This window comes from Dokdonia sp. Hel_I_53 (assembly GCF_007827465.1).
Taxonomy (GTDB): domain Bacteria; phylum Bacteroidota; class Bacteroidia; order Flavobacteriales; family Flavobacteriaceae; genus Dokdonia.
In genome coordinates, this window is the sequence record NZ_VISL01000001.1 from 2,067,159 (window position 1) to 2,085,096 (window position 17,938).

Annotated in this window: 18 protein-coding genes; 9 read left to right on the plus strand and 9 right to left on the minus strand. The window is 35.0% G+C overall.

The window, feature by feature from the left end; translation table 11 throughout:
- Positions 1-18: 18 nt before the first annotated feature.
- From OD90_RS09240 to OD90_RS09250, 3 genes are all read right to left on the minus strand, one after another.
- Positions 19-513 (minus strand): CAP domain-containing protein, encoded by a 495-nt coding sequence (locus OD90_RS09240; protein WP_144668890.1) that lies wholly within the window; start codon positions 511-513, stop codon positions 19-21.
- A 325-nt stretch (positions 514-838) separates the two neighbouring features.
- The gene (locus tag OD90_RS09245; RefSeq protein ID WP_144668891.1) at positions 839-1,333 is read right to left on the minus strand and encodes a CAP domain-containing protein; all 495 of its coding nucleotides are present in this window, start codon (positions 1,331-1,333) and stop codon (positions 839-841) included.
- Positions 1,334-1,585: 252 nt separating this feature from the next.
- A complete protein-coding gene (locus OD90_RS09250) occupies positions 1,586-2,080 on the minus strand; it encodes a CAP domain-containing protein (protein ID WP_186434742.1) in 495 nt (164 codons plus the stop codon).
- A gap of 212 nt (positions 2,081-2,292) precedes the next feature.
- Here OD90_RS09250 and OD90_RS09255 point away from each other — a divergent pair, with 212 nt between their 5' ends.
- Genes OD90_RS09255 through OD90_RS09270 form a run of 4 tightly spaced genes read left to right on the plus strand, consistent with a single transcriptional unit; the run spans position 2,293 to position 5,085 of the window.
- Positions 2,293-3,357: an isoaspartyl peptidase/L-asparaginase family protein gene (locus OD90_RS09255; RefSeq protein WP_144668893.1), complete on the plus strand. Its 1,065-nt coding sequence runs from the start codon at positions 2,293-2,295 to the stop codon at positions 3,355-3,357.
- Positions 3,350-4,132 carry an SDR family NAD(P)-dependent oxidoreductase gene (locus tag OD90_RS09260; RefSeq protein WP_144668894.1) on the plus strand — a complete coding sequence of 261 codons (783 nt, stop codon included), beginning with the start codon at positions 3,350-3,352 and terminating at the stop codon, positions 4,130-4,132. The genes OD90_RS09255 and OD90_RS09260 overlap by 8 nt, the downstream gene beginning before the upstream one ends.
- 50 nt (positions 4,133-4,182) lie before the next feature.
- Complete coding sequence (locus tag OD90_RS09265; protein ID WP_144668895.1) at positions 4,183-4,530, plus strand: DUF2116 family Zn-ribbon domain-containing protein; 348 nt, start codon at positions 4,183-4,185, stop codon at positions 4,528-4,530.
- 24 nt (positions 4,531-4,554) lie between these two features.
- Positions 4,555-5,085 (plus strand): GNAT family N-acetyltransferase, encoded by a 531-nt coding sequence (locus OD90_RS09270; protein ID WP_144668896.1) that lies wholly within the window; start codon positions 4,555-4,557, stop codon positions 5,083-5,085.
- A gap of 1 nt (position 5,086) precedes the next feature.
- Here the strand turns inward: OD90_RS09270 and OD90_RS09275 are convergent, their stop codons facing one another.
- The gene (locus OD90_RS09275; protein WP_144668897.1) at positions 5,087-5,551 is read right to left on the minus strand and encodes a CBS domain-containing protein; all 465 of its coding nucleotides are present in this window, start codon (positions 5,549-5,551) and stop codon (positions 5,087-5,089) included.
- A gap of 168 nt (positions 5,552-5,719) precedes the next feature.
- Here OD90_RS09275 and OD90_RS09280 point away from each other — a divergent pair, with 168 nt between their 5' ends.
- On the plus strand, positions 5,720-8,104 hold the full coding sequence (locus tag OD90_RS09280; protein WP_144668898.1) for a M28 family peptidase: 2,385 nt from the start codon (positions 5,720-5,722) through the stop codon (positions 8,102-8,104).
- A 25-nt stretch (positions 8,105-8,129) separates the two neighbouring features.
- Complete coding sequence (locus OD90_RS09285) at positions 8,130-8,936, plus strand: SDR family NAD(P)-dependent oxidoreductase (protein ID WP_261374495.1); 807 nt, start codon at positions 8,130-8,132, stop codon at positions 8,934-8,936.
- 3 nt (positions 8,937-8,939) lie between these two features.
- On the opposite strand, the gene OD90_RS09290 is transcribed toward OD90_RS09285, so the two are convergent.
- From OD90_RS09290 to OD90_RS09310, 5 genes are all read right to left on the minus strand, one after another.
- Positions 8,940-9,362: a hypothetical protein gene (locus tag OD90_RS09290; protein WP_144668899.1), complete on the minus strand. Its 423-nt coding sequence runs from the start codon at positions 9,360-9,362 to the stop codon at positions 8,940-8,942.
- Positions 9,363-9,507: 145 nt separating this feature from the next.
- Positions 9,508-11,568: a M13 family metallopeptidase gene (locus tag OD90_RS09295; protein WP_144668900.1), complete on the minus strand. Its 2,061-nt coding sequence runs from the start codon at positions 11,566-11,568 to the stop codon at positions 9,508-9,510.
- A 78-nt stretch (positions 11,569-11,646) separates the two neighbouring features.
- Positions 11,647-15,039: a T9SS type A sorting domain-containing protein gene (locus tag OD90_RS09300; RefSeq protein WP_144668901.1), complete on the minus strand. Its 3,393-nt coding sequence runs from the start codon at positions 15,037-15,039 to the stop codon at positions 11,647-11,649.
- Positions 15,040-15,155: 116 nt separating this feature from the next.
- On the minus strand, positions 15,156-15,659 hold the full coding sequence (locus tag OD90_RS09305; protein WP_144668902.1) for a nuclear transport factor 2 family protein: 504 nt from the start codon (positions 15,657-15,659) through the stop codon (positions 15,156-15,158).
- 11 nt (positions 15,660-15,670) lie between these two features.
- Complete coding sequence (locus OD90_RS09310; RefSeq protein WP_144668903.1) at positions 15,671-16,288, minus strand: hypothetical protein; 618 nt, start codon at positions 16,286-16,288, stop codon at positions 15,671-15,673.
- Between the two features lie 114 nt (positions 16,289-16,402).
- Here OD90_RS09310 and OD90_RS09315 point away from each other — a divergent pair, with 114 nt between their 5' ends.
- Genes OD90_RS09315 through arfB form a run of 3 tightly spaced genes read left to right on the plus strand, consistent with a single transcriptional unit; the run spans position 16,403 to position 17,898 of the window.
- Positions 16,403-17,350, plus strand: a complete 948-nt coding sequence (locus OD90_RS09315) for an NAD-dependent epimerase/dehydratase family protein (protein ID WP_144668904.1) — start codon at positions 16,403-16,405, stop codon at positions 17,348-17,350.
- Positions 17,351-17,365: 15 nt separating this feature from the next.
- On the plus strand, positions 17,366-17,494 hold the full coding sequence (locus tag OD90_RS09320; protein WP_144668905.1) for a DUF2256 domain-containing protein: 129 nt from the start codon (positions 17,366-17,368) through the stop codon (positions 17,492-17,494).
- A 2-nt stretch (positions 17,495-17,496) separates the two neighbouring features.
- A complete protein-coding gene (gene arfB, locus OD90_RS09325) occupies positions 17,497-17,898 on the plus strand; it encodes an alternative ribosome rescue aminoacyl-tRNA hydrolase ArfB (protein WP_144668906.1) in 402 nt (133 codons plus the stop codon).
- Positions 17,899-17,938: the final 40 nt, after the last annotated feature.

Here is a 17,938-nt window from a genome sequence, read left to right on the forward strand (position 1 = left end):
TTTTTATGGGTTGAAAAATTATCTAATAAAGAGTTGTGTGTAGTAAGGTATTCCGTTATCTGTATGAACGATTCCTATTCCAGAATGTGTGTAATCTCCCTCAATGGCACTTTTATGAGAAGGACTGTCAAGCCATCCTTGTAATACAGAAGCTGCATCTTGATATCCGTAGGCTACATTTTCACTTACAAAATTTGCACCTCCTTGTTGCAATGCATCTGATCTTTCATAAAAGTTATCGTGACTTGCTTGATTATTTTGAACCATATAAAAAGAGTGCTCCACTGCAAGCTCTTCAGAATCATCGTGCCAAGCTAAGGGGTTTAATCCTATAGATACCCTATATTCATTTAAAGCTTCCATTACTTCTTCTGCTAGTATGATATTATTCTCAACATCTATAGATGTTTCAAGATTAGAGGAAAAGTCTTCTTCGCTTAAATTATCAGTAGAACACGATGTAAATACAAATAGTGAAATAACTGTGTAGAGGGTAATTTTAAAAGAGTTCATAATCTGGTACTTTGGTTGCTAGACTGCTAACTTACTATTTAAATGCACTTAATCGTGATAATTGTGTATTTAATCGATGTAATGCACTATTTTTTATGATTTGTTAACATTTTTAAGTGTTTTTCATCGTAAAAACAATGCACTTTATCGATATAAAATGACTTTTTGAACTATATGTTAATAAAAGTGTGGTGTTGAAAATAGAAATAATGTCTTACCGAAGTTTTATTTGAAAAATGTGAAACGTACCTAGCTAGGTTTCAAAAATGAAACCCCATAAGCAAGAGCTTATGAGGTATGTAATTATGGTTGAGTACTATTTGAATTATCTAATAAAAAGTTGTGTGTAGTAAGGTATTCCGTTATCAGTATAAACGATTCCTATTCCGGAATGGGTGTAATCTCCTTCAATAGTGATCTTGTGAGATGGACTATCAAGCCACGCCTGTAGTACGGATAGTGCATCTTGATACCCATAAGCTACATTTTCACTCACAAAACTAGCTCCCTTTCTTTTTAATATTTGCGATCTTTCATAAAAGTTATCGTGGCTTGCTTTATTGTTTTTAACCATATAAGAAGAGTGCTCAACGGCAAGTTCCTCACATTCACTATACCAAGCTATAGGATTTAACCCAATGGATGCTCTATGATTGTTTAAGACTTCCATAACTTCTTTAGCTAGAGTTATATCATTTTCGATTTCTAAAGATGCTTTAAGATTTGTTGAAAAATCTTCTTTGCTTAATGAGTCATTAGAACAAGATATATAGGCAATAACAACAACTACGGTATATAATATTTTTTTTATTGATTTCATAATGTAGGGATATTATCAAATACACATATAATATACTGATAATCAAAACTTAAGTGTGTTAATAATGTATTTAATAGATGAAACACATCGTTTTTTATCATTAATTAACATTACATAATTTCTACATTTAGCATTATCGCTTTCGCGAAAGCGTAATCATAGAAAACGTTTGTTACTTTGAGTAAATCATAAAAAAACCCATAAGAAAATATCTTATGGGTCTTTTATATAGTCTTTATGGGTGCAATAAGATTATCTAATAAACAGCTGTGTGAAATAAGGAACTCCATTATCTGTATGTACAATACCTATTCCAGAATGTGTATAATTCCCTTCAATGGCACTTTTGTGGGAAGGGCTATCGAGCCATCCTTGTAGTACGGATGCAGCGTCATAATATCCAAATGCTACATTCTCGCTCACATAATTTGCCCCACTTTCTTGTAAAATTTGTGCCCTATCATAAAAGTTATCATGGCTTGCTTCATTTTGTTGTACCATATAATATGAATGTTTTACTGCAAGCTCTTCAGATTCATCATGTTGTGATAAGGAGTTTAACCCAATAGATGCTCTATACTCATTTAAGACTTCTAACAATTCATTTGCGAAAACTGTATTATTTACTACTTCTGAAGAGGTTTCTAATGTAGAGGAAGTGTCTTCCTCACCTAATATGTCATTAGAACAAGCTGTAAATGCACATAGTATGACTATGGAGTATAAATAATTTTTAATCAAATTCATTATTTGGGGGTCATGAATAATAGGCAGCAAATATAAGCACAAAAAACACTTAATCGTCATTTATGTGTATTTAATCGATAAAAAACACTAAATTTTTATTTTCAAAAGCCAACTGCTATAATATGTTTGCGAATTATTTTTTTGCAAAGGATAATTAATAAAAGTCCCCTACATTCTACTTATATTAGTCATTATCTAAAAACCAATATGTTATGAATAAATGGATAGCTTGTCTAATTATAGGGTTATCACTTATTTGTTGTGATACCTCATCAAAAGAAAAGCTCATTAGTAAAAGTCCTGCTTCAAAGTCAGAAAGTTTTGGACTTGTCATTCACGGAGGAGCAGGAACAATCCTCAAAGAAAATATGACAGATTCTCTAGAAATGGCGTATCGAGACAAACTTGAAGAGGCTATCAGGGCTGGTCATAAAGTCCTAGCAGATGGAGGAACTAGTATGAAAGCAGTCACTACATCTATAAATATACTTGAAAATAGCCCTCTATTTAATGCAGGTAAAGGAGCTGTATTTACACACGAGGGCACTAATGAACTGGACGCAAGTGTTATGGATGGACACACACTCAACGCAGGTGCAATTGCAGGAGTCACTACGGTCAAAAACCCAATTGACCTTGCACTTGCTGTAATGAACAACTCAGAACATGTAATGCTTAGTGCAAAAGGAGCAGAAAAATTTGCTACAGAACAAGGCATAGAAATAGTGGACCCATCCTATTTTTATACAGATAGACGCTTCAAATCGCTTCAATCCATCTTAGAAAAAGAAAAAAAAGCATTAGAAAAAAATCAAAGCACACCTATAAGCTATCTAGATCCTTTTATAAATGACTATAAATATGGCACGGTAGGTTGTGCTGCTCTAGATAAATTTGGGAACCTTGCAGCAGGAACTTCAACAGGAGGAATGACTAACAAAAAATATAATCGTATAGGTGATGCTCCAATCATAGGAGCAGGAACCTATGCAAATAATGCGAGCTGCGCGGTAAGCTCCACGGGGTGGGGAGAGTATTTCATAAGGGGTATGGTAGCTCATGATATTGCTGCTATGATGGAATACAAAGAAGTCACACTTCAAGACGCTGCTCAAGAGGTTATCCAACAAAAGCTCAAAAATCTAGGAGGCACTGGAGGTATTGTTTCTATAGATAAAAATGGAAATGTGGCAATGGAGTTCAATACTGCAGGAATGTACCGTGCTCATATGAATGCAGAAGGAAAACTCATTATAAAAATATATGAGAATGAATAAAACTGCATTGATTACAGGTGCTAGTAGTGGCATAGGTAAAGCACTAGCCACCATACATGCAAAATGTTATGGAGATTTGATAATAGTGGCACGTACCGGAGACCTACTAAATGATTTAAAAAAAGCATTAGAAAATCAGTATGGAATAACTGTATATGTCATAGAGAAGGATTTAAGTAAGATAACAGCAGCAGAAGAAATTTATGAAGAGGTTAAAAGTCAAGGCATAGAGGTAGACTACCTTGTTAATAACGCAGGTTTTGGTGGTCATGGATTGTTTTACGAAAGAGAATGGGAAGAAGATCTCTCTATGATACAATTAAATATTATCGCTTTAACAGCGCTTACACGAAAGTTTCTACCCGATATGGTTCATCGTAACACGGGAAAAATATTGAACGTATCCTCTACAGCGAGCTTAATGCCAGGACCTTTACAGGCGGTTTATTTTGCTACCAAAGCTTATGTAACCTCCTTCAGTAATGCCATTGCAGAAGAATTGAGTGAAACAAACGTCACAGTGACTAATCTTATGCCAGGAGCAACAGATACAGACTTTGCAGAAACTTCAGGAATGGAAAAAACGGATTTATTTAAAAATCCTCACACAGCAGAAGAAGTTGCACAAGCAGCTTATAAGGGAATGCTTGAGGGAAAATTAAACGTATTAGCAGGATTGAGCTTTAGTCAAAAAATAATGATGAAGTTTATCCCTATTATTCCTAAAAAAATTATTATGGGTCAAGTAAAAAAATTGCAATCATTAAAGAAGTAGCCAATTTTTTTCTACAATTAGAGATTTTAAAATCGTAAATAAATAGAAATATGGAAAGAGCTTGCCCAGAATGCGGAAGTAAAATAATAGGTCGAGCAGATAAGAAGTTTTGTAGTGACGCCTGTAGGAATACCTATAATAACACACACAATAAAGACTCGAATAATATGATGCGTAATATCAATAATAGATTACGTAAAAATTATCGAATTCTTGAAAAACTAAATCCTGAAGAAAAGAAAAAGGTGTCAAAATCTCAACTTGATGCTGCTGACTTTGACTTTAATCACTTTACCTCTATTTATACCACAAAAGCAGGAACTGTTTATTATTTTGTCTATGACCAAGGATATTTACCTTTAGATGGCGACTATTTTGCCCTTGTAAAAAGAAAGTAAAAACCACTTTTCTAGAAAAAAAGAATGATATATCATATAGAAACTCCACGTTTAATATTACGAGAAATACGTATACAAGATACCGGATCCATGTACAAACTAGACAGCGACCCATTAGTCCATAAGTACTTAGGAAATAAACCCATTACTTGTATGGGTAAAGCTAGAGAAAATGTTGATTATATACGGATGCAATACGAGAAATATAATGTAGGAAGATGGGCGACAATTGAAAAATCGAGCGGTAAATTTATAGGCTGGTCAGGGCTTAAAATGAATTTTGAAACCAGTATGAACGGCCACCTGGATTTTTATGATATAGGATATCGGTTTATGCCAGCATTTTGGGGTAAAGGATATGCAACAGAGGCTTCTTTAGCTGCTAGAAATTATTTCTTTGAAAAGTACCCTTCCGAGACTCTTTATGGACTAGCAGAGGAAGATAATCTTGCCTCTTGCCGTATACTTCAGAAAATAGGACTCGAACGTAAGAGCACCTTTAAGCACCCCACACAAAATGTAACATTAGTATGGTTTGAAAAAAATAAGAACTAACCTATTTCCAAGTCTGTCCATTTAATTTTAATGCGGCTTTGAGCACATCCTTTTGACTTATTTGCCCTACTAGTTTTCCGTTTTCTATAATTGGGAAGCGGCGGTGCTTAGACTCTAAAAATTTATTTGCAGCGTCAAAAACATTCATATTGCCATCTATAGTATCAACAGTAGAGACCATATGATCTTGGACCTTCATCGCATCCATAGGCATATTATAATAACGACTTTCAGATATTTGTTTCATACAATCACCTTCAGAAATAATACCCAGCAACTCTTTTTTTTCGTTAACAACAGGCCCTCCAGATATTTTATGCTTGATGAGCTTATTCATAACGTCTAGAACAGATTGATCTGGACTAAAGGTTATTAAATTACGAGTCATGTAATCACTTACTTTTATATCTGTGACAGTGCCTTTTTTATCCTTTACACGCTTACCCATAAAACTTTTAATAGCCATAACTTGTTGATTTTGATCACTTAAATGTAGTGAATTTTATTTTGTAAAAAACTAATTTCTACTTGAGATTGTCTGTTATGTGCTTTTAAGTTTGCTTTACGCTTTCGCGAAAGCGTAAAAAGATCATAAAATCGTATTTTAGAACCCCAATACGATACACAAGCATTAATGAAACGACTTAAACATTTATTATCACTTTTAATTCTAATAGCATTTGCTTGGTGGAGTTTTAAATCTCTTTTACCTTCTGAGGGTTCATCTGCAAATGTTTCTCTAACTCAGTTTTCTACAGAACGAGCGATGAGACAGCTCAGAGAAATTTCTTCAGAGCCACATTACGTAGGTTCTAAGGCTCATAAAGATGTTAGAGACTACATTATATCAGAGCTTACTAAATTAGGTCTACAGCCTCAAATACAAGAAGGTTTTGTGCTAGACTCTTGGGGAGGAGCAAATACGCTAGTTAAAGCACAAAACATTGTTGCCAGATTTAAGGGAACTAGCTCTTCTAAGTCTCTATTGTTAATGTCACATTATGATAGTGCACCGCACAGTAAATCGTACGGCGCAAGTGATGCTGGTTCTGGTGTAGTCACTATTTTAGAAACATTAAGAGCATATTTTTCTGGTGATGAAAAGCCAGCAAATGATATAATAGTACTTTTTACAGATGCTGAAGAACTAGGATTAGATGGAGCATCTTTATTCGTGAGAGAACATCCTTGGGCAAAAAATGTTGGTGTAGCGCTTAATTTTGAAGCAAGAGGTAGCAGCGGCCCATCTAATATGATTGTAGAGACTAATGGCGGAAATGCTCAATTAATACAGGCTTTTCATGAGGCAGAAGTTGAGTTCCCGGTTGCTACTTCTTTGATGTATAGCATTTATAAAATGCTTCCTAATGACACTGATTCTACTGTATTAAGAGAAGAGGGTGATATTCCTGGTTTCTTTTTTGCATTCATTGATAGTCACTTTAACTATCATACGGTTAACGATAGAGTTGAGAATTTAGACCCTCGTACACTAGAACATCAAGGTAGCTATTTGCTCCCATTGGTTAAATATTTTTCCCAAATCGATTTATCTCAAATGAAGACGACAAAAGATGATGTATACTTTGATGCACCATTATTCACTTTTGTTTCTTATCCATTTTCTTGGATATGGCCTATGGTTGCGATTACGGTTATCTTATTTTTATTTTTAACATTTATAGGTGTGCGTAATAAGCGCTTACGATTTGGGTATATAGGAAGAGGTTTCTTGGCGCTCCTATTATCACTTCTAGCTCCATTATTTTTGATGCAACTTTTTAGCTGGATTTGGCCCTCTTTATATCCACAATATGAAGATATGTTGCCAGTTTTTATTTATAATGGTCACTGGTATACAATTGCCTTTGTTGTTATGACCTTATCAATTTGCTTTGGTCTATATAAATACTTTTGTAAATCAGATCAAACAGCTAGTGCATTTGTGGCACCGCTCTTCTTCTGGATACTCATTAATATTTTAATTGCAATTTTTCTAAAAGGAGCAGCTTATTTTATCGTACCAGTAATGTTTGGTCTTGTTTCTTACTATGCATTAGTAAGTCAGAAAAAGCCCAATATCTTTTTAATGTTGTTTTTGTGTGCTCCCGCCATCTTTATTTTTGCCCCACTTATTCAGTTTTTTCCAGTCGGTTTAGGACCTGAAGCTTATTGGATTTCAATTGTATTTACAGTATTACTTTTTGGGTTATTGCTTCCAGTTGTAGGGCGTTATAAAAGTAAGAATATGTTGAGTTATGTTGGTTTTGCTATTACTTTAATTCTCTTAGGTATTGCTCATGGAAAGTCTGACTATACACCAGAACGGCAAAAACCCAACAGCTTAGTTTATTATATTCAAAACGAAAGTAAAAAAGCGTACTGGCTTACGTATGATACACATCCTGACCCGTGGGTTAAAAAATACCTTGGTGACACACCAGAGAAGGCTAGTAAGTACGTTAAAAACTCGTCAGGTAGCAAGTATAATTCCTCATTTCAATATGCTAATGAAGCACCAATGGTAGCATTAGAAAATGCTACTATTATAAAAACAAAAGATCAATTAGTAGGTGAAAATAGAGAGGTAACCCTTTTAATAACACCTCAGCGTTCTGTCAATAGGTTGCGACTCTTTTCGAATGTAAATACCCCTTTTAGAAAACTCATATTCAATCAGAAAGAGTACAAACCAGATAGTACAGAAACTCTTTTTAAAAAGAGACGGAATAATGATTTACTAGGCTACTACCTAGGAGATGGCGAAGAGTTAGAGTTTACCTTTGCTGTACCCGCAGGAATTAATCCAGAATTGAGGTTAAGAGAATACTCATTTGATTTGTTAGAGAATCCAGTCTTTAGGGTAAGTGATAGGCCAGATTTCACAATGCCCGCACCCTTTGTAACGACAGATGCCGTTATTGTTGACCGTGAAATTAATCTAGATTTGCTTACGCTAATTGAACCAAAAAAAGACTCGGTATCTGATATTGATCTCAGTCAGATAAACCTTGAATAACAATATGTAGCGCAAACCAAAAAAAATGATGAGTAAAAAAATTACTATCGCTGGATTAGGTTGGCTAGGAAAACCTTTGGCAAGCACATTAAAATTATATGGATATTCTGTAAAGGGTAGCGTAACAGATGCTGTGAAGGCAAAAGAGATTACAAAGAGCGGTATAACGTGTTATCCTTTAGTGATCTCAGAAGACAGTGTATCTGGTATGGTAACGACTTTCCTTTCAGATACAGAAGTGCTAATTATTATGATACCGCCTGGGTTGCGACGTAATACAGGTGCAAATTATGCCTTAAAAATGGCCGTATTTCTTAACGAAATTGAGAACGCTGGTATACCTAATGTGATACTCGTGAGCAGCACTTCAGTTTATGCCGATGATCAAGGGCAGGTTTCTGAACATATTGTTCCTATGCCTGACACCGATGCTGGTAGGCAACTCTATGAAGTAGAGCAATTGTTTTTTAATTCCCCATCTTTCGAATGTACAATTGTACGTTTTGGAGGATTATACGGAGGCAGTCGTAATCCTGTAAAATTTCTTGCGGGGCGAAAAAACCTATCAAATGGAGAAGCTCCTGTAAACCTCATACATCGTCAAGACTGCATAGGTATTTTGATGGAAATTTTAAAGCGAGATGCTTTTGGTCACATATTTAACTGTGTACACCCTATGCATCCATCAAAAAAAGAATACTACACCAATAAAGCAAAAGAGCTAGGATTAGAACCTCCAGAATATCAAGCTGAAAGCAAAGAGGTGTTTAAGCAAGTAGAAAGCAATTTAGTAAGAAAAGTTCTAAACTACCATTTTAGAGATACCTTTTAATGTCTACTCCATTCTTGTATAGGATAGCGTATTCCCTCTAGACATGAACGTAAGTTCAAGATTTTTTTTATTTAGCGTATTAATGGACCAACAGCTTTCATCTGATATTATATAAAGTGTCTTAGCGTTTCCTTGTGCTGATAATTCATCATCTACACATGAAACGTTTAATTCATATGTATTCGAGCTTACAATGTCGTTATCGTAAATTTGCTTTAAATGTGTGGTTGTATAAATTACACCAGCCAGAGAATCCTCATTACTTTTCCACCTCCCAATAAGCTTTTCAGTAGTAAGATTAAAGTTTTTAAGAGGTTTTTCTATGATTACTTTAGTGATCTTTTTAGTATCATTTTCTTGACAAGAGACACCTAAAATTAGGATTATAAAAGTTAAAAGACCAATTTGAAATACTTTTTTTCTCATTTTCTAAATATAGCAAGGATTAATTTGTTTTAAAATGATGAATACGCTTTCGCGAAAGCGAAAATAATTTCATCTAGAAATTAAAAACCGTCTCATTTCTGAAACGGTTTTTAATATAATTAAGATTCTTTTGTAGAGAATGTCTTTACCAGATACGAACACGTTTTTCTGGAGCTAAATATATAGAATCTCCTTCTTTAATATCAAACGCTTCATAAAAGGCGTCTACATTAAGAAGTGGTTGTACAGCTCTTACCATGCCTGGAGAATGTGGGTCTGTTTTAATTTGAGTACGTAACGCCTCGTCACGACTTTTTGTTCTCCACACTGTTGCCCATGACATAAAAAAACGTTGCTCAGGCGTAAAACCATCTATATTATCTGGACGTCCATTCTCTGCATAATATTTCTGTAACCCATCATATGCTCCTAAAACACCTCCAAGGTCACCTATGTTTTCGCCTAAAGTGAATTTTCCATTCACAAAAACGCTATCTAATACTTCAACATTATCATATTGCTCTGCAAGTGCGTTACCACGAGCAGTAAACGCTTTTAGATCTTCTTCTGTCCACCAATTTTTTAGATTTCCATCTGCATCAAAACGAGCTCCACTATCATCAAAAGCATGTGATATCTCGTGACCTATTACAGCTCCTATTCCTCCATAATTTACAGCTTCATCTGCTGTGTAATTGTAAAAAGGAGGTTGTAAAATAGCTGCCGGGAATACAATCTCATTGTTAAGAGGATTAAAATAAGCATTAACAGTCTGAGGAGACATACCCCACTCCGTTCTATCAACAGGCTCCCCAATTTCTGAGAAGTTTTTCTCTTGACCCCATTTTCCAACTGCGGTCATATTATCAAAATATGTTTTATCTGATGAAACTTCCATGGTCGAATAATCTTCCCACTTATCTGGATATGCAATTTTAACAGTAAACTTATCTAATTTTTCAATCGCTTTTTCTTTGGTCTCTGGACTCATCCAGTCTAACTTCTTGATACGGTCTTTATACGCAGAAATGACATTTGTAATCATTGTTTCTGCCTTTTGCTTTGCTTCTGGTGGAAACTTTGCATCAACATATAATTGACCTAAAGCTTCTCCAACAGTACCATTAACTGTAGCTAACGCTCTTTCGTCTGCTGGTCGCTGTTTTTTATCTCCACGCAAATATTTGTTGTAAAACTCCCAGTTTGCAGTTTCTATGGCAGTGCTTAACCTCCCGGATGCACTATTAAATGTATCCCAGCGTACGAGTGTTTTGATATCTTCAATAGGTGTGTTTTTTAAGAAAGCATCTAGTGATTTTGTATATTCTAGTTGTGTTACTAGAAGCGTATCAAACTCTTTTTTAATTCCTAAATCTGTGATCATCTTCTTAAGATCAATGCTTGTAAGCATAGCATCGGCTTCAGCGATAGATCGAGGGTTATTATAATTACGAGCATCTCTACTCTGTACTTTATCAAGTCTAGGAACAGCGAGTTGCGTTTCCATTTTTAAAACTTTATCTGCAGCTGCTGTTGCTTGAGCTTCTGTATCTCCTAGCATTTGCAACATTCTAGAAATATGCTTTTTATATTCTGCGCGTATTTCTTTTGACTTTTCGTCTTGATCAATATAGTAGTCTCTGTCTGGAAGCCCTAGACCATTTGCACCTAGATATACAGTATTCATTGAGCTGTCATTTAAATCTGCTCCAGCTCCTAAACTCAAGAAAGGAGAGCTAACCGCTGGGTTTGTGGCAAGTACGGTCTGTAGATCGTTTAAGTCTTCTATTGCAGCGATTTCGTCAAGTGCAGGTTGTAAAGGATTAATTCCAGCATTGTTACGAGCGACAGTATCTAATTTACTATTAAAAATAGCTAGCGCTTTTGCTTGATCTGTATTCGCATCGTATTTTCCGCTCTTTTGAGCTTCATCTATAATGGCTAAAACATCTGCATCTGTTGACTTTCTCAAAACAGAGAATCCTCCCCAACTTGATCTATCATCTGGAATTTCTGTGTTCTTCATCCATGTGCCATTTACGTAATTGTAAAAGTCTTCGTTAGGAGTTACAGTAGTGTCCATGTTAGTAAGAACAATTCCAGGGATTTTCTCCACTTGAGCTGTCTCTTGTTTCACTTCTGTTTTACAACTAGTGATGGCTACTGCAGAAAGTACAGCAATTGCAGCCAGGTTAAAGTGTTTCATTTTATTATTTGATATTTTTGGTTATATATTATAGGACGTAGATCTAATCAGAACGTTACGTTTTTTAGCTTATTTATCTTAATTTAAAATAAGTTTCTTAGTAAGCTGCTTATTTGCGGTATGTATCTTTAATAAGTATAGACCCGAAGCAAATTTATTTAAATCTAACATATACATTTTTTCACCTTCATTTATATTAATTTCTTTAGTGATTGATTTTCCTAAAACATCAAACACTTCTAAAGTCACAGGTGTATTTTCTGCCCAATTTACTGTAAACACCCCATTAGATGGGTTGGGATATATTGCTAAACCATTTATGACTATATCATCAGTAGATAAAGGAGCTTGCCCTATTTTAAGATTGTCTATGATGACTCCTTCTTCGGCAACTCCTTGATCTGAGTGAAATACAAATCTAAACATCATATTTGTTTGTGAAGCAAAATCACTAAGATCATAACTATATTGTTTCCAAGATGTGTCATCCTTTCCTGTCCACTGTGCTCCCTTACAGTTTACACAGTTAGTATAATTACTATTATACCAATTAGGATCATTTGCACTTCCTAAAACGCTCCAAGTATTTGCGTCATCTGTTGTATATTCAACATATAAGACATCAAAATTATTTTCTAACTCAAATGCCATGTAGAAAGTTAAAACTGGTATTTCTAGAGAGGAAATGTCATAACATTTTGTTGTGAGATATTCTTTCACATTATTTGGATGATCTCCGCTAAGTGTTGTACCATAAACATTTTCACCTGATATAGTGGTATTTAAAGAAGTACCTGATGGAATTCCTCGTTGCCATACACTTTCAGATGCTGCACAATTAATATTATCGCTTGAGGAAATAATTAATAATTCATCCTCTTGAGATTCAAACTCGTTAATGATATTTCCTGCACTTTCTTCATTTACGTAAATTGAAACACTTGCGTCATTATTGTCAATTCTTTGATCTCCATCTACTGTTATACTTGCAGAAAGTATATATGATCCAGCAGATAACCCAAGTGGCGGTAGTTCAACAGCAGTAGTTTCCTCTGGTTGTAATGAGCCACTCCACTGAACGTTATTGGTTATTCCTGCAGCATTATATAGAATATTAGCAGCGGTAACGACAGATGTGCCATTATTTTCAAATGTCAATATTGTTGCAGTTTCTGAGCAACTCAAAGATTGATTATTCTTTATAACAAGACTTGTTGAGCTTAGATCATTTGTAACTGGAGTGATCTCAATAGCAGATTGCCAAATACCTCGGCCGTATGTACCCGCAGTCAGTATTCCATTCTTTTCATTAATGTCTAAATCTCGCACAGCAGTATGAGGCAAGTTATTTTGAAAAGGCTCCCAATCAGCTGTAGTATCGTTATATTTCCAAACACCAAGCGCCGTTCCTAAATATAATGGATTATTGCCTTCATAATTTTGATGTTTAATAACTAGTTTTGGTATAGATGGTAAAGATCCCGTTATATCAACAAAATCTATAGAATCGTTAGTAATGTTACCTTTATAAATGCGTCCATTCGATCCTCCTGTAACAATATATAATATACTACTATTATTATTGTTGACTTCTATTGAAGAAATATTTCGATTAAAAGATTCAACAATTGAAAATTCAGCACCGCCATTTGTACTCATTCTTAAAGTGGATCCGGTAGCTATAAACATTGTATTTTGATCATTAGGATCAGTTTCTAGCTTATCAATAGCTTCACTAAATCTTGATGATATTGCAGTCCAAGAATTTGAACACAAATTCAACTCATAGATTGCTCTGTAAGCAGCATAGAGCTTTTTATCTTTTGAGAAAGCTAATGGTGTTATCCAATTACCTTCTTCTGGACCTCCAAAGGAACCATCGTTAGAGGCACCGCCAGTTATTGAAGTATATAAACCACCACCATTTTGTGTAAATCCATAAACTTTTGATGGATCTTGAGGGTCGAAAACATTCTCCATACCGTCGGCTCCATAATAATTCTGCCAAATATCATTAGCTCTTGCATATCCACCATTATCTTGTAGACCACCAGCAATTAATGATGCATCAGATGTTGCAACATCAATTTTATAAAACTGACCAATTGCTAATCCATCTGTATAGCTCGTAAAAGTAGTTCCTTGATCAGTTGACGCATAGAAACCTCCGTCGCTTCCGCAATAGAGAATGCCATCAATAAAATTTAGATTATGAATGTCAGCATGCGTGTAAGATGCGTCATTGGGAGAATTCCAATTATTTAATTTAGTAAAATTTGTTCCACCATCAGTAGATTTCCAAATATTTAAAACACCTGTATAAATTTCGTTTTCATCAGTATCTGAAACTGCAAATGCCATGTCATACCACGCCTGGGTTGATTCAAAAACATTTGGGCTTCCATTATATGTTTTAGTGAATGTATTACCGCTATCGTCAGACTTGTATATCTCCCCTGCGCCGTAAGAATTGTCAGACTTAAATGCATATAAGACATCTGGATTTGCAGGAGTTACATCTAAAACAATACGAGAGGCTCCAGTGATAAAACCAGTACTTACGGGCTCCCAACTATCTCCAGCATCTGAAGATTTGAAAATTCTACTAGAAGTTGCTGCATATAAAACATTAGAACTACCTGGCTTTATTTTTAAATCTTGAAAATTTCCAGAAACAACATTTACCCAAACATCACCTCCATTTTCAGTTTTGAAAATACCTTGGTTAGTTGATACCCACAGCACCTCATTATTAGAAGGATCTATTATAATATCATTCATAGAAGATGGTGAGTTGTCAACATTTAAATCTGTAAACTCCCAAGTGATCCCTCCATTAATTGATTTTAGAACCCCAACGCTATAAGAATCGCCTGCATCATCATCACCAGTAGCGATGTAAATTATATCAGAATTGGTTTGATCTATGGCAATTCCAGAAACACCTATTTGGGGAAGGTTATCCGTTAATGGAACCCAAGAATTTCCAGTATCATTAGATTTCCATAATCCACCAGCAGGAGCTCCTACATAGATAGTTGCTGGATTATTTGGGTCTACAGCCATTGCATTAACTCTACCTTGACCAGCAGACCATGATCCTGTATTAGTATGTGTAAGTGGCCCAATGTTTTTCCAATCACTATTATCTAATTGAATTGATCTAGTTTCATTAATAGATTTCCAAGCATCCCACAGTTGTGTGGGTTTCATAACGGCACCATCAGTATTTAGATAATATTGATATAAAGACTCCCACCTTTTAAAGGGCTTATATCCACTACCTTTTGTAGTTTCATCTTTATCACTCCAATAAGCCTCAAAAGAATTTACAATTTCCTTAAATGTAGGTTGATCTAATGAGCGCGTTTGTGAATCTAATTTATTCATCCATGGAGCTTTACTACCTAATTGCGCATTACATACTCCAGAAACAAAAAGGATCAACAAAAAATAAAACAATCTCATCATATTAACTTTTTTTTAAGAACAGCAAATATAATTGATTGAGATTATAAGTTTCTAATGTATTGTCATAATACTATTTAGAAGACGGAAAAAAATTAACTAAGGTTCACTGTGAATTTTCAATTCTCAATTTTTTTTCTAAACACAGCATCCCAATCTTTCTTTATTTCTGTAAGCTCAGAAACATGTTCATTTGGTACGGCAATGGATAGGACATAATGTTGAATTTTCCATGATCCATTTTGCTTTCTCATTACACCAGATCCTCTACAAATTCCCATTTGAGTGTTAAGTAATTCGTCAAACCATGCTGTTGTAGGATTAGTTGCGTCTTGAAAAATATTACGTTCTAAGGCTTTGAAAGACCAGGCTTTACCTTTATCAAAATAAGGTTTTGAAAATGTTTTGAATTCTTCAAGTTTCCAATTTTCTGATGCATCTGTTCCAATGAATACAGCATCAGAGGTCATTAAATCGAAATATTGATTGTAATTTGCTTTAGAAGCGGCTTCATGCCACTGTGTTAAAGAGTTTTGAATAGCCTCCTCTTCCTCAATGATATTTTTATTTGGTATGCAAGATGCGCATAATAAAATGCTGACGTATATAATGAGAATTTTCATAATTGTGAGGTTTATTTTTTTTCAGATGGGGCATTTATAATTACTGTTTGATTATCATCCATTTGATCTTTTTCATTTTCTGCTTTGATCTCCTCTAGTAAGTCTTTTACACTTGTATTGTAAACTTCATTTAACTGTAGGTTGAGATCTTGGTATGCATTTATTAATTCACCTATTTTTATGGATAATTGTGAAGCACTTGGGTTGTTGAGATCTGCTTCATTTTGCAGTGCATCAATTCTGGTTTTCACTGCTAGAAGGCGTGCATTTATGGCGTTAGTTTCTACTTCTTTTGGAGTTACAGATACTTCAGCTTCTGTGGCCTCTTCTGAGACTTCATAAATGGTATTAAACCCCTCGAGTTTTTCTCTTAATTCATACAATGTTTTTGCATCAATATTATTAATAGCTGTTGTAAGCTCCTTGTAAAAAGACCAGTCTTGAACGGCAGCTTTTGCTTTTGAAGTGAGTGGGATAGGTGATTTTAGATTTTCTGGAGGTAATAATCTAAGCGTATCTAAGGTAACTTTATTGACTTCAAGTTGTTTGGGCGACTCAGTATTCTTCTTATTGCAGGCTGCTAGAATACTAACAAATAAAATGAGGATAAATATTTTAGTGTAATTCATAAGATTTAGACATATTACCACTACAAAAGTAGTTCAAATCGATAAATGGAAGTGACATTAATCCGTAAGTTTGCTTATTCGCTTTCGCGAAAGCGTACCCATTAAACGTTATTTATGAAATCAAGAATTTTAATTATAGGAGCCTGTGGACAAATAGGTACAGAGCTCACACTAGCTTTGAGAACACGTTTTGGAGCTGACAAAGTGGTTGCAAGTGATATAAGAGAAGGAAATGTAGAATTAATGAGTGAAGGGCACTTTGAATTGCTCGATGCCACAGATTTAAAAGCAGTTGAAGATATAATTTTGTTTCACAATGTGGAAACCGTTTATCTCATGGCAGCAATGTTATCTGCTGTAGCAGAGCGTTTTCCAGCAAAGGCGTGGCACCTTAATATGACATCTCTTTTTAATATTCTTAATTTAGGGAAAGAAAAAAAGATAAAGAAAATTTTCTGGCCTTCAAGCATCGCTGTATTTGGTGAAACTACCCCAGCACACAATACGCCTCAACTAACAGTTATGGAACCTTCAACGGTTTATGGAATATCAAAACAAACAGGTGAGCGCTGGTGTGAGTATTATAATAAAAAATTTGGAGTAGATGTGCGTAGCATAAGATATCCAGGACTTATAAGTTATACGACAGAGCCAGGCGGTGGAACTACAGATTATGCGGTAGATATTTACCATAGAGCACTTAAACATGGCAATTACCGTTGTTTTCTTGAAGAAGAAACTGTTTTACCTATGATGTACATGGAAGACGCTATAAGAGCGACGATCCAAATTATGGATGCTCCTAAAAAAGCAATAAAAATTAGATCTTCTTACAATCTTTCAGGAGTAAGTTTTGCTCCAGAAGATGTAGCAGAAAGTATTAAAAAACACCTCCCTGATTTTTCAATTACTTATGAGCCAGATTTTAGACAAGCAATTGCAGATACGTGGCCAGCATCTATCGATGATAGTGCAGCAAGGAATGATTGGGGCTGGAAACATGAATACGGCTTAGAGGAAATAACAGATGTGATGCTCGAAAATTTGAGAGGTAAATATTAGTGTAATAGCCTTAGTGTGAAAAAATCAAATCTTCCCATAAAAATATGTCCCGTGTGTGACAGACCCTTTATGTGGAGAAAAAAATGGGAAAAGAATTGGGACAAGGTTATATACTGCAGTGAGCGATGTCGTAAAAATAAATAATATTGAATAAGAAGCAACTTCTTTCAGAACTACATTTTAAAGCTACCAGAAGTAGTGGAGCAGGGGGACAACATGTAAATAAAACGAGTTCAAGAGTGGAGCTCTCTTGGAATACAAGCGAGACAGAAGCCTTTACAAATGAGGAGCTTGTGCGTATTAAAGAAAAACTTTCTCACCGTATCACAAAGAATGGTTTGCTGCAGCTTTCATCAGAAGCTTCAAGGAGCCAGCATAGAAATAAAGAAGAAGTAATCAACAGATTTTTCGGTTTATTAGAAGTTGCTATAGTACGGCCAAAAGTTCGCAAAAAGCGACGTCCGTCAAAAGTAGCAAAGCTCAAACGGCTGATGGCTAAGAAACAACAAGCAGAAAAGAAGCAAAACAGAAAAAAACCTACTCTATAAAATTTAAAGATCCTAAGGCAATAAACTTCACACCTTAGGA

Coding starts and splice junctions, on each gene's coding strand:
- OD90_RS09270 (WP_144668896.1), top strand. CDS start 4,555: ATGATATATCATATAGAAACTCCACGTTTAATATTACGAGAAATACGT.
- OD90_RS09240 (WP_144668890.1), bottom strand. CDS start 513: ATGAACTCTTTTAAAATTACCCTCTACACAGTTATTTCACTATTTGTA.
- OD90_RS09305 (WP_144668902.1), bottom strand. CDS start 15,659: ATGAAAATTCTCATTATATACGTCAGCATTTTATTATGCGCATCTTGC.
- OD90_RS09245 (WP_144668891.1), bottom strand. CDS start 1,333: ATGAAATCAATAAAAAAAATATTATATACCGTAGTTGTTGTTATTGCC.
- OD90_RS09265 (WP_144668895.1), top strand. CDS start 4,183: ATGGAAAGAGCTTGCCCAGAATGCGGAAGTAAAATAATAGGTCGAGCA.
- OD90_RS09280 (WP_144668898.1), top strand. CDS start 5,720: ATGAAACGACTTAAACATTTATTATCACTTTTAATTCTAATAGCATTT.
- OD90_RS09260 (WP_144668894.1), top strand. CDS start 3,350: ATGAATAAAACTGCATTGATTACAGGTGCTAGTAGTGGCATAGGTAAA.
- OD90_RS09275 (WP_144668897.1), bottom strand. CDS start 5,551: ATGGCTATTAAAAGTTTTATGGGTAAGCGTGTAAAGGATAAAAAAGGC.
- OD90_RS09295 (WP_144668900.1), bottom strand. CDS start 11,568: ATGAAACACTTTAACCTGGCTGCAATTGCTGTACTTTCTGCAGTAGCC.
- OD90_RS09285 (WP_261374495.1), top strand. CDS start 8,130: ATGATGAGTAAAAAAATTACTATCGCTGGATTAGGTTGGCTAGGAAAA.
- OD90_RS09290 (WP_144668899.1), bottom strand. CDS start 9,362: ATGAGAAAAAAAGTATTTCAAATTGGTCTTTTAACTTTTATAATCCTA.
- OD90_RS09300 (WP_144668901.1), bottom strand. CDS start 15,039: ATGATGAGATTGTTTTATTTTTTGTTGATCCTTTTTGTTTCTGGAGTA.
- OD90_RS09255 (WP_144668893.1), top strand. CDS start 2,293: ATGAATAAATGGATAGCTTGTCTAATTATAGGGTTATCACTTATTTGT.
- OD90_RS09315 (WP_144668904.1), top strand. CDS start 16,403: ATGAAATCAAGAATTTTAATTATAGGAGCCTGTGGACAAATAGGTACA.
- OD90_RS09310 (WP_144668903.1), bottom strand. CDS start 16,288: ATGAATTACACTAAAATATTTATCCTCATTTTATTTGTTAGTATTCTA.
- OD90_RS09250 (WP_186434742.1), bottom strand. CDS start 2,080: ATGAATTTGATTAAAAATTATTTATACTCCATAGTCATACTATGTGCA.